Below are 13167 nucleotides of genomic sequence, written 5' to 3'. Positions count from 1 at the left end.
GTGGTCCACAATCTCCGGTATGGGCCTGCTGCCGAAGCCGTACACGCCACTGTCCGATGCCGATGTCGCCGACGCGCTGAGCCGCGCCGTCGCCGTCATCAACCCCTTGCTCAACGTGCTGTCGCAAGCCGATCCGATCGGGCTGCGCAAGCGCTCCCATCGCCTGCTCAGCCCACCCCACGGGCTGAGCGACCGCGTTCGGCGGCTGCGGCTGTGGCAGCGTCGCCGGGAAGCCGGCCGCGGCCGCAGCACCACCGACGGTGCCCTGAACGTCGGTGCGCAGCTGATGAACGCCGCCGACCTGCCCGGCACCGCCGCCTGGGAGCGGATGAGCCGTGACGAACGCATCCACTGGTGGGTGCACCGCGTCGGCGCCCTCAACACGCTGCTGGTGGCCACACCGGGAGCCTTCGGTTGGCTGGCCCGCGTGCTGCCGGTGAGTGAGCTGGCCGGCTTCGTCAACCACGCCATCGTGCTGTGTGCCGTGGCGCGCGAATACGGCGTGACCGATCGAGGCGAACAGGTCCGTCTGCTCGCCGAGGTCTTGTGCCGTCGGCAGCTGCCCGCGGATTACCTCGACAACTTGAGCGTGCCGTCCGCCGATTCCGAGCCGCTGCCCGAAACCCCGCCGGCGGGTTGGAAGCCGCTGGAAGCCATCACGTCGTCGCTGCCGGTGGTGGTCGTCCGGACCGTCTGGCAGCTGGCCGGCATCCTGCGCGCGACGTTCGACGAGATCGCCAAGCGGCCGCAGCCGGCGAAGTGGTGGCAGCGCCTGAGCGTGGTGCCGTGGGTCGGCGCGGTCTCCACCTACTTCGGTGAGCGCGGCGCACTGATCAAGGCGGCTGAGGACGGCGTCGCCTGGCTCGAACAAAACCAAAAGGCCGGCTAGCGCACGTCGCGAAAACGCGTGCGGTAACCGGCCTTTCGGGTCAGGCGTTAGTTGTTGCGAGCCTTCTCGCGAGACTTGGCCCGCGCCCGCAGGCTGGCGGTCAGCTCGACCTTGCGGACCCGGACGATCTCGGGCGTCACCTCGACGCACTCGTCCTCGGCGCAGAACTCCATGGCCTGTTCCAGACCCAGCTCCAGCGGCCGCGCCAGCGTCTCCATCACGTCTGCGGTCGAGCTGCGCATGTTGGTCAGCTTCTTCTCGCGGGTGACGTTGATGTCGAGGTCCTCGGCGCGCGGGTTGATGCCCACGACCTGGCCCTCGTAGGTGTCCTGGCCCGGCTCGACGAAGAACTGGCCGCGGTCGGCCAGCTGGATCATCGCGAACGGGGTAACCGAGCCGGTGCGGTCGGAGACCAGAGAACCGGTGTGCCGAGCGCGGATCTCGCCGGCCCACGGGCGGTAGCCGTCGAACACAGCGTTGGCGATGCCGGTGCCGCGCGTCAGGGTCAGGAAGTCGGTGCGGAAGCCGATCAGGCCACGCGACGGCACGATGAAGTCCATCCGGACCCAACCGGCAGCGTGGTTGGTCATCTCCTCCATGCGGCCCTTGCGGGCGGCCATCAGCTGAGTGATGGCGCCGACGAACTCCTCGGGACAGTCGATGGTCATGGCCTCGAACGGCTCGTGCAGCTTGCCGTCGATCTGCCGGGTGACCACCTGAGGCTTGCCGACGGTCATCTCGAAGCCCTCGCGGCGCATCTGCTCGACCAGCACGGCCAGCGCCAGCTCACCACGGCCCTGGACCTCCCAGGCATCCGGGCGGCCGATGTCGACGACCTTGATGGACACGTTGCCGACCAGCTCGGAATCCAAGCGGGACTTGACCATTCGCGCCGTCAGCTTGTGACCGGAGACCTTGCCCGCCAGCGGCGAGCTGTTGGTGCCGATGGTCACCGAGATGGCGGGCTCGTCGACGGTGATGCGCGGCAGAGCGTGCGCGTGCTCGACGTCGGCCAGGGTGTCGCCGATCATGATCTCCGGCATACCCGCGACGGCGACGATGTCACCGGCGACGGCTTCTGCGGTCGCGGTGCGTTCCACGCCCTCGGTGACGAGCAGTTCGGTGATCTTCGCGTTGGTGATCACCGGATGACCGTCGACCTCGCGCATCCAGGCCACCTGCTGGCCCTTCTTGATCTTGCCGTTGTAGATACGGACCAGCGCCAGACGACCCAGGAAGGCCGACGCGTCGAGGTTGGTGACGAGCGCCTGCAGCGGGGCTTCGGGGTTGCCTGCTGGCGGCGGGATGTGCTCGAGCAGCACGTCGAACAGCGGATCGAGGTTGTCGCCATCGGGGTTTTCACCGTTGGCGGGCTGCGTGGTCGAGGCAATACCGGCCCGGCCAGAGGCGTACAGCGTCGGCAGGTCCAGTGCCTTCTCAGCGGCCGCCTGGGCTTCCTCGTCCAGGTCGGACGCGACGTCGAGCAGCAGGTCGTGGCTCTCCTCGACGACCTCGGCGATGCGGGCGTCAGGCCGGTCGGTCTTGTTGACCACCAGCAGCACCGGAAGGTGGGCGGCCAGCGCCTTGCGCAGCACGAAACGGGTCTGGGGCAGCGGGCCTTCGGAGGCGTCGACCAGCAGCACGACACCGTCGACCATGGACAGGCCGCGCTCGACCTCACCACCGAAGTCGGCGTGGCCGGGGGTGTCGATCACGTTGATCACCGTCATGGTCCCGTCCGGGTGGTGCCGGTGCACCGCGGTGTTCTTGGCCAGGATCGTGATGCCCTTTTCCTTCTCCAGGTCACCGGAGTCCATCAGTCGCTCGACAGCGTCGTCGCCGCGGTGCGTCAGGGCACCCGACTGCCGCAGCATGGCGTCGACGAGCGTCGTCTTGCCGTGGTCGACGTGCGCGACGATGGCAACATTGCGGAATTTGGGCTGCTCACTCACGTCAGAGATTGTCGCAGCGAGGGGGTCGGTTTGCGAAACTGCGGGCGGCCTGGCAAAACTGCTAGTCGATGAAGGCCAGCAAGCTCGCCGGGGCTAAACCGAAGAAGAAGTGCTGCCGCAGCAAGCCCCGGTGCAAGCGGTGTCCGCTGGTATTGCACAAGGTTCAGAAGGCCGCGCACCACGGGGTCCACGGCAAGGATCTCGAGAAGGTCTACAAGCGCGCCCGCAAGGCCTGATACACAGCGATTGACCTGCTCCTTTTCTGGTTTCGCGAGTACCGTGGAAGCGTCTCGTCAGTCCCAGAGAACCGGCACGAGGAGGTCGTCGTCATGACCATCTACGAAGTGTTGACCGGAGTGGTCGGGTTCGTGCTGGCACTCGGCGCAACAGCCGCGATATTCGCCGGATTGGCCAATTGGGCAGGCGGATTCTTCGTGGTGAGGTGTGCTGCGTGTCACCATTTGGCGTTCTCCACCGTGAACAAGCCGAAGACCGACTGCCCGCATTGCAAGTACCCCGCGCTGCTGCATCCGCTGTACACCGCGCAGCACGGAAGCGCGATGGCGTCGACGCGCGTCGTCGGCGACAAGCTGCACTACTGAGTCAGCGGGTGAGTCAGCGCGACTGAGCCAGCGCGGCCTTCAACTCTGCGAGCCACGCCCGGTCCGCGGGCACCCAGGGCAAGTCGTCGAGTTCGGCCGCGCCCACCCAGCGCACGGCATGGTGATCGTGGGCGTGGGGCGCGTCGTCGGTCGACACCAGGTACGCCCGCAACGTGACGGTGTCGGACAACGGCACGTCCTCGCCCACCTTTTTCCCGACCGTCACCGTGACGCCCAGTTCTTCGTGGAGTTCACGGGCCAGTCCCTGCGCGTCGGTCTCCCCCGGCGCGACCTTCCCACCCGGCAGCTCCCAGAGACCCGCGAGTTCCGGGGGCCGATTGCGCTGAGCGACCAGCAGTCTGGCGTCGGCGATGAGCGCGCCCGCGACGACGATCACCGCGCTGACGCTACTTGCCGCCCGGCTTCCTACGTCGAGCGTGTCGATAACCGCGGTGATCGACCGCTTCCATTCAAGGGTCTAGTGCAACAGCTCCTATTTGGGGAGTTGTTGCGTGCGTCCTGGTCCTTTGCCTTCGGTGGTCCGCCTCTTTTGGTCGCGTGTCAGTGGTGAGCCGTCGATTGATGCCGCTGCGGTCGCTGCTGGCGTGTCGACGGGCACTGGATGGCAGTGGTTTGTCAACGCTGGTGGGGTGAAACCCAAGTTCGACTCGGCGCCAAGGCAGTACACCCGGCTGACCTTCGCCGAGCGTGAGCAGATCGGGCTGGCGGTCGCGGCACAGGAGCCGATCCGTTCCATCGCCAAGCGACTAGGTCGGGCCCCGTCGACGATCAGTCGGGAGATCAAACGCAACAGCTCTGATGGCCGCAACAAGTACCGTCCGCAGTTCCGTTTCGGCGCCCCGTGGCGTGGCGGTCCGTTGCGGCGCCCGCACTATTTCCCCAGCGCCGCTCAGGGCCGTGCCCAACGCAACGCTCGGCGCCCGCACCCACGCAAGCTGGCCACCAACACCCGCCTGCATGCCCAGGTGCAGACTTGGTTGACGGACTTCCACAGCCCCGAGCAGATCGCCCGGCAGCTCGTGATGGAGTTTCCCGACGACATGGAGATGCGGGTGTCCCACGAGACGATCTACCAGTCGATCTACGTGCAGGGCAAAGGGAATCTGCGCCGTGAACTGCACACATGCCTGCGCACCGGGCGGGCGTTGCGTCATCCACGGCGCCGGCCCGGGGAACGCCGTACCCGCATTTCGGGGATGCTCCACATCAGCGATCGCCCCGCTGAAGCCCTTGACCGGGCGGTGCCGGGGCACTGGGAAGGCGACTTGATCCTGGGCAGCACGGAGTCAGGCTCGGCGATCGGAACCCTCGTTGAGCGATCCACCCGCTACACCATGCTGCTGTACCTGCCCGACAATCACACCGCCGAAGCGCTCCAGGACGCCATCGTGGCCAAGATGCCTCGGCTGCCGGCGATGCTGCGCCAAACATTGACCTGGGACCAGGGCATGGAAATGGCCAACCACGCCAAGATCACCAAAGCCATCGACCTGGACATCTACTTCTGCGACCCGCATTCACCCTGGCAACGCGGCACCAATGAGAACACCAATGGGCTACTGCGCCAATGGTTCCCCAAAGGCACCGACCTATCGATATTCCCCGAGGACTACCTCGACTACGTCGCCGCCAAACTCAACAACAGGCCACGCAAAACCCTCGACTGGAAAACACCCGCCCAACGCCTCGACGAACTACTGTGCAACCCTTTCAATCCACTGCTGTTGCACTAGGACCTTGAATTCACCCCGAGTGTCGTCACCGCTAACCGTCACGTTCGGCACCACGCTTCGTCGGTAGCCGCCGCCGCGCGGCCTGGATCGCTTCGTTGACGCGCCACACCACTCGTCGCGGCTCGCGCATCATGGGCGCGGTCACCCACACATTGCGCCACCCGATCCGTTCCAGGTCCTCCGTGTACTCGAACTGCCATGTCCGCCGTTCCACGGTCCAGTCGAGGTCTTCGTCGCATTGGACGACCACCCGCCATTGCCGCCATCCCATGTGAGCGTGGGTGAAAATCGGCCCGAGCTCGTCGCCCACGAGGATTTGGGTTTCCAGGGGCGGCAGGTTCGCATTCGCCAGCAGCGTCCGGACACGCGATTGGAGCCGCGTTTGCGGCGGCACCGTCGGCAATCCCCACCGTGGTTCCCAGCCGCCTGACGCCACGCAGACCGGGGTATGCAGCCGCAAGGGCCCAGACATCTGAAACGCCCAGCGCGGTCGACCGGATAAGCGCGTCGAGAATTGGGACGGCTTCGGGCGCCGGCAGCAGCCGGCCGATATCGAATGCGGTACGTGCCGGTGTCGTGACTCGCACGCCGCGGACTGTGCAAACTTCCTGCGCCGCAAGGTTATACGAATGGACGATCATCCCCGATGGGCGGCGGCGCGCAGTGCGCACGACGACTGCCGGAAGCCCCGGGTCGAGCCATTCGGCCCGATGCACCGCCGCCGCGGATATGCCTGCCAAGACAGCCTCGGGCCCAGTCGCCAACCATGCAGCCCGCGCCTGGAGCTCGGCCGTCATCACGGTGTCGTTGGCGACGTACACGTCGCGAAAGACTGCACGGAAGTATTTCCGGAGTCGATGCTCGGTGAGCACGCCGGCGCGTAACGCGTCCGATCCGCGGAATGGTTCGTCCATACCGCCACTTTCGAAGCGGGCACCGACAGAAATGCCGACGCGAACACAGTTATCCACAGGCAGATTGGCTGACGACGCGCGCGCTGAGGTCCGGTCGCACGCCAATCGTGACGGCTACCGAGACGACGCGCCGAGGCTCACCACCGGCAACCCGCACTCTCGGCGTAGGAGCCTGGGCGGGAGTACGTTCGAAACCATGGCCGTCCTCACCGATGAACAAGTAGACGCCGCAGCACCCGAGGGTTGGGAACGAGCCGACGGCGCACTCCGCAGGTCCGTGAAGTTCCCGGCGTTCCTCGACGGCATCGATGCCGTGCGCCGGGTGGCGATCCACGCGGAAGCCAAGGACCATCACCCGGACATCGATATCCGTTGGCGGACAGTTACTTTCACCCTGGTCACGCATTCCGAAGGTGGCATCACCGACAAGGATGTGGAAATGGCCACCGACATCAACGGACTCGTCGTCTAGCCATCCACGCAAGCGTCACGAGCGTCATCACCGGGTAGATCAGCCCAGCCCAGGCCAGGTACCACGGGCGGCTGATCACCCAGATCGTCGGCTGTGCGAAGCTCAGCAGCCACGGCACGCCGACCAGCAGCAGCACCAGCCAGGTCCAGCGCAGCGCCCGCGCACTGCGGAGCGCCGCGAACGGCCCGTGCCACAGCCACATCATCAGCGGGATGAGCCACACCCAGTGGTGGGTCCACGAGATCGGCGAGAAGAGCAGTCCGAACAGCTGGACCACGAGCAGCGCGCCCAGCCGGTCAGGTCGGTCTGGACCGTAGACACCGCGCCAGGCGAACACCGCCAGCACCGCGGTCAGCACCACCGCGATCACGACCGCGGGCTCAAAACCGGCGTCGTGGCCGACGATTCGAGAGATCGCTCCCCGCCAGGACTGGTTGAAGGAGGTCGCGACGGGGCCGATCCGATTGGCGTCACCCAGCAGATCGGTGAAGTAGTAGAGCGCCTGGCCCCGCAGCACCAGCCACGACACCAGCACGGTGCCGGCGAACGTCACGGCCGCGAACAGGGCCACGCCCCACCGGCGGACACCGAGGAAGTAGAGCCCCGTCACCGCGGGGGTCAGCTTCACCCCGGCCGCCACCCCGATCAGCAGACCCGACCACCACCAGCGGGTGCTGTAGACCGCGTAGAGCACGCCCAGGACGAGGACGACGTTGATCTGCCCGTAGTCGAAGGTGCTGCGCAGCGGCTCGGTCCAGATGCCGATGGCCGTCCACGCCATGGCCAGCCGGTGCGCGGGATCCGCAGACCCGATGAGCCGCAAGCTGATCCACACCACGCCGTAGAGCGCGGCGATGATGCCGACCTGCCAGCAGAACGCCAACAAACCGAAGGGCACGAAGTGCAGCGGATAGAACAGCACCGCCGCGAACGGCGGGTAGGTGAACGGCAGCGGGAAGTCCGGGGTCTGGTCGGCGTAGACGTAGTCGTACAGCGGGTGGCCGTTGCCGAGGGTCGCCGCGCCGCCGACGTAGACGTGGAGGTCGACGAAGTTGGCGCCGTTGGGCACCAGATAGGTCCACGCGAAGCGCGCAATGACGCTGAGCGCCAGCATCAGCGGCGCCCAGCGGAGGACTGATCGCGTGGCGGTGTTTATCGCATGACTGTAACGGTCGGTCACCCTTCGCCTTCTGATCAGTAACGGATCTATAAATGCCACACGTGTCACTTGAGTAACACCAGTAACTGCATAGCTTGGGTTCTGACGCGCCACCACTGGACCGGGAGGACCCCCACAATGCGCACACGCACCACTGGAAAATTGTTGGCCACCAGCATGATTGCCGCCGCCGGCGCAGTCCCGTTGGCGATCGCCCTGAGCGCGGTCGCTGCCGCCGACCCGGCCCCCGCGGCCCCGGCCCCCGTCGTGCCCGGCACGCCGCTGGTCAACGAACTCGCCCAGGCTCCGGTCCAGGCGCTGTCGGGTGTCACCCAGGCCCTGACTTCGGGCGCGCCGGCCGCTGCTCCGGCAGCTCCCGCCGCCACCGCTTCGGTGACCCTGCCGCAGAACCTGGTGCCCGGCGCCACCGCTCCGGCCGCCACCGCCCCGGCTGCCGCTGCACCTGCGGCCGCCGCCCCGGCCCAGGGCCTGATCCCGTCGGCCAACATCAACCTGCCGCAGATTCCGGGCTCGCCGCTGCCGCTGCCGCAGCAGATCGCCTTCCCGGGTGACCTCACGTCGCTGCTGCCGGCCGGCACCCCGCTGGCGAACATGCTGCCCAAGCCCGCTGCCGTTGCCGCTCCTGCTGCGACTGCCGCTACGGCTGCTACGGCTGCGACCTCGCCGTTGGCTGCTGCCACCGCGCCGCTCGCCGCCGCGGCCGCACCGCTGACCGCGCCGATCGCCGCTGCCGCTGCTCCTGCCGCCGCAGCTCCGCTGGCCGCCGCCACGGCACCGCTCGCCGCGCCGTTGGCCGCCGCACCGGCTGCCGCATCCCCGCTGGCCACCGCACCCGCCGCTGTCGCGGCCGCGGCACCGGCGGCGCAGGCCATCCCGGGCGTCGTGCCGGGGATCATGAGCCTGACCAGCCTGGCGCCGGTCATCACCTCCGGCTTGCCGTGATTCGCGCCGTAACCAGATAACCGATACGAAACCGGGGAGAGAGTCATGCAATCGAGGAAGCTGTTCGTCGCACTAGGCGCATCCGTCGCACTCACGATCAGCGCGGCCACCGTCGCGCACGCCGATCCGGCGTCGCCACTGCCGTTGCCGCTGCCCATCGATGGCCTTCAGGCTCCCGGTCTGCCGGCCATGCAGACTCTCGCCCCGGTGATCCAGCAGGCCGCCGCTGACCCGGCGGGCGCCGCGGAGCTGCTCATGGCAGCAGCCCGGGCGTTCGCCGGTAACAAGGCCGCACCGTCGGATTCGAAGAATCTGGCCAACGCCGTGAACCAGTTCGCCGCCGACCCGGCTGCGAACCACGTGCCGGCCCCCGGCGCGGTACCGGGCGCCGAGGCCCACCTGCCGGCAGGCGTCGACCCCGTACACGCCGTCGGCCCGGTGGCCGAGGCCGCTCCGGCACCGGCCCCCGAAGCCGCACCTGCTCCTGCCCCGGCGCCCGAAGCCGCCCCGGCACCCGCTCCTGCCCCGGCCCCGGCGCCGGCTCCGGCGCCGGCTCCGGCTCCGGAAGCTGCTCCGGCGTCCGCCCCGGTCACCCAAGCCGCGGCGACCGTTCCGGCCCCGGCTCCCGACGCCGCGCCTCCCGCGGCAGCCGCAGCGGCACCGGCTCCGGCCGGTGCGTTCGGACCGGGCGCGCCGATCACACAGGACTTCATGTACCCGTCGATCAGCAACGGCTGCCAGGCCGACGGCGGCAACGTCCTGGCGACGGCCATCAGCGTGGCCGGCCCCGCGAAGATTCCGACCCCGGGCCCCGGCCCCGGCCAGACCGCGTACGTGTTCACCGCGGTCGGCACGCCCGGCCCGGCGGCCGAGCAGAAGCTGCCGCTGAACGTCACCTGGGTCAACCTGACCACCGGCAAGTCGGGCAGCGCGACCCTCAAGCCGCAGGCCGACATCAACCCGCAGGGGCCGACGACGCTGACCGCCATCGTCGACACCGGCTCGGGCAGCATCATGTCGACGATCTTCGGTCAGGTGACGACGACCGAGAAGCAGTGCCAGTTCATGCCCACCATCGGTTCCTCGGTGGTGCCGTAACTCACCGCCCAACAAAAATCGGGATGACGCCAACCGGCGTCATCCCGATTTTGTTCGTCAGACCTGGATCTGGCCGCCGTCGACGGCCAGCTCCGCGCCCGTCATGAAGCTGCTCTGGTCCGAGGCCAGGAACAGTACGGCGGAAGCGATTTCGTCAGGATGCCCCAGCCGCTTCATCGGCACCTGAGCGGCCATGCCGTCCAGCAGGTCCTGCTTCTGCTCGGCGGGCGCCAGGCCGGTGAGCCCGGGAGTTTCGATCGGGCCGGGAACGACGGTGTTCACCCGAATCTTGCGGTCCGCCAACTCGGCGGCCCAGGTGCGGCCCAGCGACCGGATGGCGGCCTTCGACGCGGCGTAAAGCCCGAAAGCCGGGACCCCTTCGGAGGCCGCGGTGGATCCGGCGAGGATCACCGAGGCCCCCTCGTTGAGCAGTGGCAGCGTTTTCTGCACGGTGAACACCGTGCCGGCCACATTGCGGTCGAAGTTGTCCCGGTAATGCTGCGGCGTCACATCGACCAGGGTGGCGAAGTCGCCGCCCCCGGCATTGGCGAAGACGACATCGAGGCCCTTGCCGTGCTCGGCGATTTCGGCGGCCAGCGTGTCGAGTTCCTCGGGCTTGCTGATGTCGCTCTGCACACCGTGGGCACCGATGGCGGCGGCTGCCTCGTCGAGGCGAGTGCGATCACGTCCCGTGATGAAGACGTAGGCGCCCTCATCGACCAGGCGCTTTGCGGTCGCCAGGCCGATACCCGACGTTCCTCCGGTGACCAGTGCCGTCTTGCCTTCGAGCTGTCCCATGATCGGGCTCCGTTTCTGTGTGGATTGCGCTTTCGCAGGTATCAACTTAGGTGACTTATCACCTATTCCGCAGAGTCCAGCACCGTCCACAGCCGAACGATGCGATCATCGACGATCTCGGCGACATCGAAGCCTGACGCCACCGTGGCATCGTCCCGGGTGCGAACCTCCCATGCCAGGAAACCGAGGCCGCGGGTCTGGCGAACCGGGCCGGCTTTCACGAAATGCAGGCCCGACAGCTTTTCCTGCAGCTCAGCAGCTTTGACATTCAGCTGGTCGTGGCCGACGGCAGTGCCGTCATCGTCGATCCACTGCACGTCCTCTGAGTAGGTCTCGGCGATCGCGGCGGCACGGCGCAGCGGATCGCGCTCGTCGAACACTGCCAACAAATTGGCTTCCATGAGACGGCTGATGACTTCGTTCACTGGCCCACTTCCCGAAATTTAGGTGATGAATCACCCAAATCTAGCGCGATGCCGGCGGGAGTGAGCTGTTGTGATCGAGATTGACGTGGATGTGCTCCAGCGCGGCGGTGAACGGGCCGAGAAGACTGTCCGGCAGGGAATCGAAGAACAGGCTGCGCACCAGATCCACATGCCCGGGTGCGGCTCCGACGATTGCCCGGCGCCCGGCTTCGGTGAGCACCACGTTGGTGGTGCGGCCGTCCTCGGCGCTCGGGCGACGCTCGGTCAAGCCGCGTCCTTCCATGCGCCGCAGTTGATGCGACAGGCGGCTTCTTTCCCAGCCGATCCGCGCGGCGAGGTCACTGACGCGAAGGCCCGCATCGTTGTCGTCGCTGAGCGCCACCAACACGTCGTAGTCCGCCAGGGACAGCCCGGAATCTGCCTGCAACTGGCGGTTCATCTCGTAGTTCATCCGCAGTTGCACTCGCATGTAGGCAACCCAGGCGCGCTGCTGCTTGGGCGAGAGCCATCCTCGCTCGGGCGTCTCCGGCACCTTTCTCGGCGTCACGCCCGCCAGTATGACGGTCGGACTCGACCCGACTACGCAGCAGCGAGCGTGGCTACCCCCCAACGGTAGCCACGCTCGCTTTTTTGTTGGCTCAGTACGCCATGAAGAGGATCATCTCCCGGTCGTACTCACGACCGGGGTGCTGCTCGGCGAGGTGGGTCTGGGCCTTCTCGACCAGGTCGTCCTCGTCGGTGCCGGAAATCGCCTCGCCGCAGGGGCAATTCAAGTGTGTCTTAGCCATACACATCACCTTCCCATACGCATGATGGTCGGTATGGAGATTTACGACGTCATGCGCACGACCGGGGCCGTCCGGAAGTTCAGCGGCGAGCCACTGCCGGATGACGTACTCGAGCGCATCCTCGACAACGCGCGCTTCGCTCCGAGTGGCGGCAACCGGCAGGGCGCGCGGGTGATCGCGGTCCGGGACGTCGAAACCCGCAAGAAGCTGGGCGAGCTCTCCAAGCCCGGCGCCCGGCAGTACGTCGCGCAGATCGCCGCAGGCGAGGGACCCTGGAACCCGTTGCGGCCCTGTGGCGTTGACCCCGCGGTCATCGAGGCCACCCAGGTACCCGACGGCATGGTCACCGGCACCCTGCTGGGCGCCGAGGTGGTGCTGGTGGTTTGTCTGGACCTCGGCGTGGCCGCGGCGTTCGACCAGCACCTGGATCGCATCGGGGTGATCAGCGGGGCCTCGATCTATCCATTCGTCTGGAACATTCTGCTGGCGGCCCGCAATGAGGGCTTCGGCGGCGTGCTGACCACCATGGTGGTCGCCCAGGAACCCGCGGTGCGCGAGCTGCTCGGCATCCCCGACAACTACGCGGTGGCGTGCATGCTGCCGCTGGGCAAGCCGGTCAAGCAGGTGACGAAGCTGACGCGGCGTCCGGTGTCGGAGTTCGCCACCCGGGAGCGGTTCGACGGTCCCGCGCTCTGAATTCCGCGTTGATCCTGCGTCTACGGCGTCGTCTACTCGACGGAAGTCGCCGTGGCCGCAGCGTCAACCTAGCTTTTCGCCGCTTTGGCGGCCGCTTTCATCTGCTTCTTGTAGGCGCGAACCTGGTCCAGTGAGCCCTTGTCGACGACGTCGGCGACGGACATGTGCGTGCCCTGCTTGCCGTAATCGCCGGCCGCGGCGCGCCAGCCGTCGGGCGTGACGCCGTACTGCTTGCCGAGCAGCGCCAGGAAGATCTTGGCCTTCTGCTCCCCGAATCCGGGCAGTGCCTTCAGCCGGCGCAGCACCTCTTTGCCGTCGGGGTCGCCGGTGGTCCACAGGGCCGCGGCGTTGCCGTCGTACTCGTCGACGATCACCTGCGACAGGGCCTGTACGCGCTTGGCCATGGATCCCGGAAACCGGTGCACCGCAGGGGTTTGCGCGAACAGCTCGGCGAATTTGTCGGGGTTGTAGTCGGCGACCTCACGCGCGTCGAGCGAGCCCATCCGGTCCTCGAGCTTCTTCGGCCCGGCGAACGCGACTTCCATCGGAATCTGTTGGTCAAGAAGCATTCCGACCAACAGCGCGAACGGGTTTGACTCGAGCAGTGCGTCGGCGGACGGCTCCTGGACCAGCTGCAGCTTGGACATCACGTCAGTT

Annotated in this window: 18 protein-coding genes; 9 read left to right on the top strand and 9 right to left on the bottom strand. The window is 67.3% G+C overall.

What is annotated here, in order from left to right; translation table 11 throughout:
• Positions 1-19: 19 nt before the first annotated feature.
• Positions 20-889: a hypothetical protein gene (locus ACWW1C_RS05645; protein ID WP_455982528.1), complete on the top strand. Its 870-nt coding sequence runs from the start codon at positions 20-22 to the stop codon at positions 887-889.
• A 47-nt stretch (positions 890-936) separates the two neighbouring features.
• Here ACWW1C_RS05645 and typA read toward each other — a convergent pair whose 3' ends face one another.
• Complete coding sequence (gene typA, locus ACWW1C_RS05640; RefSeq protein ID WP_455982527.1) at positions 937-2841, bottom strand: translational GTPase TypA; 1905 nt, start codon at positions 2839-2841, stop codon at positions 937-939.
• Between the two features lie 68 nt (positions 2842-2909).
• Between typA and ACWW1C_RS05635 the strand changes: the two genes are divergently transcribed.
• Entirely contained in the window at positions 2910-3077 is a 168-nt protein-coding gene (locus tag ACWW1C_RS05635) for a hypothetical protein (protein ID WP_020099309.1), read from the top strand.
• Positions 3078-3170: 93 nt separating this feature from the next.
• A complete protein-coding gene (locus tag ACWW1C_RS05630; RefSeq protein ID WP_418003204.1) occupies positions 3171-3443 on the top strand; it encodes a hypothetical protein in 273 nt (90 codons plus the stop codon).
• A 13-nt stretch (positions 3444-3456) separates the two neighbouring features.
• On the opposite strand, the gene ACWW1C_RS05625 is transcribed toward ACWW1C_RS05630, so the two are convergent.
• Positions 3457-3840, bottom strand: a complete 384-nt coding sequence (locus tag ACWW1C_RS05625) for a (deoxy)nucleoside triphosphate pyrophosphohydrolase (protein WP_455982526.1) — start codon at positions 3838-3840, stop codon at positions 3457-3459.
• Between the two features lie 115 nt (positions 3841-3955).
• Here ACWW1C_RS05625 and ACWW1C_RS05620 point away from each other — a divergent pair, with 115 nt between their 5' ends.
• On the top strand, positions 3956-5197 hold the full coding sequence (locus ACWW1C_RS05620; RefSeq protein ID WP_455982525.1) for an IS30 family transposase: 1242 nt from the start codon (positions 3956-3958) through the stop codon (positions 5195-5197).
• Positions 5198-5228: 31 nt separating this feature from the next.
• Here the strand turns inward: ACWW1C_RS05620 and ACWW1C_RS05615 are convergent, their stop codons facing one another.
• The gene (locus tag ACWW1C_RS05615) at positions 5229-5669 is read right to left on the bottom strand and encodes a hypothetical protein (RefSeq protein ID WP_455982524.1); all 441 of its coding nucleotides are present in this window, start codon (positions 5667-5669) and stop codon (positions 5229-5231) included.
• Between the two features lie 157 nt (positions 5670-5826).
• Here ACWW1C_RS05615 and ACWW1C_RS05610 point away from each other — a divergent pair, with 157 nt between their 5' ends.
• Together ACWW1C_RS05610 and ACWW1C_RS05605 are read left to right on the top strand one after the other, a co-directional pair.
• Positions 5827-6081, top strand: a complete 255-nt coding sequence (locus ACWW1C_RS05610) for a hypothetical protein (protein ID WP_455982523.1) — start codon at positions 5827-5829, stop codon at positions 6079-6081.
• Between the two features lie 226 nt (positions 6082-6307).
• The gene (locus ACWW1C_RS05605; protein WP_455982522.1) at positions 6308-6583 is read left to right on the top strand and encodes a 4a-hydroxytetrahydrobiopterin dehydratase; all 276 of its coding nucleotides are present in this window, start codon (positions 6308-6310) and stop codon (positions 6581-6583) included.
• On the opposite strand, the gene ACWW1C_RS05600 is transcribed toward ACWW1C_RS05605, so the two are convergent.
• Positions 6564-7697 carry a mannosyltransferase gene (locus ACWW1C_RS05600; protein ID WP_455984159.1) on the bottom strand — a complete coding sequence of 378 codons (1134 nt, stop codon included), beginning with the start codon at positions 7695-7697 and terminating at the stop codon, positions 6564-6566. The genes ACWW1C_RS05605 and ACWW1C_RS05600 overlap by 20 nt on opposite strands.
• A gap of 183 nt (positions 7698-7880) precedes the next feature.
• Here ACWW1C_RS05600 and ACWW1C_RS05595 point away from each other — a divergent pair, with 183 nt between their 5' ends.
• Together ACWW1C_RS05595 and ACWW1C_RS05590 are read left to right on the top strand one after the other, a co-directional pair.
• Complete coding sequence (locus ACWW1C_RS05595; protein WP_455982521.1) at positions 7881-8705, top strand: hypothetical protein; 825 nt, start codon at positions 7881-7883, stop codon at positions 8703-8705.
• A gap of 45 nt (positions 8706-8750) precedes the next feature.
• Positions 8751-9803 carry an Rv1157c family protein gene (locus tag ACWW1C_RS05590; protein ID WP_455982520.1) on the top strand — a complete coding sequence of 351 codons (1053 nt, stop codon included), beginning with the start codon at positions 8751-8753 and terminating at the stop codon, positions 9801-9803.
• A 57-nt stretch (positions 9804-9860) separates the two neighbouring features.
• Here ACWW1C_RS05590 and ACWW1C_RS05585 read toward each other — a convergent pair whose 3' ends face one another.
• The 4 genes from ACWW1C_RS05585 to ACWW1C_RS05570 all read right to left on the bottom strand — a co-directional run bounded on the left by ACWW1C_RS05585 (position 9861) and on the right by ACWW1C_RS05570 (position 11814).
• Positions 9861-10601: an SDR family NAD(P)-dependent oxidoreductase gene (locus ACWW1C_RS05585; protein ID WP_455982519.1), complete on the bottom strand. Its 741-nt coding sequence runs from the start codon at positions 10599-10601 to the stop codon at positions 9861-9863.
• Between the two features lie 62 nt (positions 10602-10663).
• Positions 10664-11026 carry a nuclear transport factor 2 family protein gene (locus ACWW1C_RS05580; protein WP_455982518.1) on the bottom strand — a complete coding sequence of 121 codons (363 nt, stop codon included), beginning with the start codon at positions 11024-11026 and terminating at the stop codon, positions 10664-10666.
• A gap of 40 nt (positions 11027-11066) precedes the next feature.
• Positions 11067-11495 (bottom strand): MarR family winged helix-turn-helix transcriptional regulator, encoded by a 429-nt coding sequence (locus ACWW1C_RS05575; protein ID WP_455984158.1) that lies wholly within the window; start codon positions 11493-11495, stop codon positions 11067-11069.
• 169 nt (positions 11496-11664) lie between these two features.
• On the bottom strand, positions 11665-11814 hold the full coding sequence (locus tag ACWW1C_RS05570; RefSeq protein ID WP_155906800.1) for a DUF1059 domain-containing protein: 150 nt from the start codon (positions 11812-11814) through the stop codon (positions 11665-11667).
• Positions 11815-11847: 33 nt separating this feature from the next.
• Between ACWW1C_RS05570 and ACWW1C_RS05565 the strand changes: the two genes are divergently transcribed.
• Positions 11848-12510 carry a nitroreductase family protein gene (locus tag ACWW1C_RS05565; RefSeq protein WP_455982517.1) on the top strand — a complete coding sequence of 221 codons (663 nt, stop codon included), beginning with the start codon at positions 11848-11850 and terminating at the stop codon, positions 12508-12510.
• A gap of 68 nt (positions 12511-12578) precedes the next feature.
• Here ACWW1C_RS05565 and ACWW1C_RS05560 read toward each other — a convergent pair whose 3' ends face one another.
• Positions 12579-13157 (bottom strand): HhH-GPD-type base excision DNA repair protein, encoded by a 579-nt coding sequence (locus ACWW1C_RS05560; RefSeq protein WP_455982516.1) that lies wholly within the window; start codon positions 13155-13157, stop codon positions 12579-12581.
• Positions 13158-13167: the final 10 nt, after the last annotated feature.

It is taken from the genome of Mycobacterium sp. HM-7, from assembly GCF_053852335.1.
This window is presented reverse-complemented; position numbering and strand designations above follow the sequence as displayed.

Bases quoted from the DNA above. Each gene is read 5' to 3' on its own strand.
- ACWW1C_RS05595 (WP_455982521.1), top strand. From the start codon at position 7,881: ATGCGCACACGCACCACTGGAAAATTGTTGGCCACCAGCATGATTGCC.
- ACWW1C_RS05635 (WP_020099309.1), top strand. From the start codon at position 2,910: ATGAAGGCCAGCAAGCTCGCCGGGGCTAAACCGAAGAAGAAGTGCTGC.
- ACWW1C_RS05600 (WP_455984159.1), bottom strand. From the start codon at position 7,697: ATGCTGGCGCTCAGCGTCATTGCGCGCTTCGCGTGGACCTATCTGGTG.
- ACWW1C_RS05615 (WP_455982524.1), bottom strand. From the start codon at position 5,669: ATGTCTGGGCCCTTGCGGCTGCATACCCCGGTCTGCGTGGCGTCAGGC.
- ACWW1C_RS05610 (WP_455982523.1), top strand. From the start codon at position 5,827: ATGGACGATCATCCCCGATGGGCGGCGGCGCGCAGTGCGCACGACGAC.
- ACWW1C_RS05565 (WP_455982517.1), top strand. From the start codon at position 11,848: ATGGAGATTTACGACGTCATGCGCACGACCGGGGCCGTCCGGAAGTTC.
- ACWW1C_RS05585 (WP_455982519.1), bottom strand. From the start codon at position 10,601: ATGGGACAGCTCGAAGGCAAGACGGCACTGGTCACCGGAGGAACGTCG.
- ACWW1C_RS05575 (WP_455984158.1), bottom strand. From the start codon at position 11,495: ATGCGAGTGCAACTGCGGATGAACTACGAGATGAACCGCCAGTTGCAG.
- ACWW1C_RS05570 (WP_155906800.1), bottom strand. From the start codon at position 11,814: ATGGCTAAGACACACTTGAATTGCCCCTGCGGCGAGGCGATTTCCGGC.
- ACWW1C_RS05630 (WP_418003204.1), top strand. From the start codon at position 3,171: ATGACCATCTACGAAGTGTTGACCGGAGTGGTCGGGTTCGTGCTGGCA.
- ACWW1C_RS05605 (WP_455982522.1), top strand. From the start codon at position 6,308: ATGGCCGTCCTCACCGATGAACAAGTAGACGCCGCAGCACCCGAGGGT.
- ACWW1C_RS05645 (WP_455982528.1), top strand. From the start codon at position 20: ATGGGCCTGCTGCCGAAGCCGTACACGCCACTGTCCGATGCCGATGTC.
- ACWW1C_RS05560 (WP_455982516.1), bottom strand. From the start codon at position 13,157: ATGTCCAAGCTGCAGCTGGTCCAGGAGCCGTCCGCCGACGCACTGCTC.
- ACWW1C_RS05590 (WP_455982520.1), top strand. From the start codon at position 8,751: ATGCAATCGAGGAAGCTGTTCGTCGCACTAGGCGCATCCGTCGCACTC.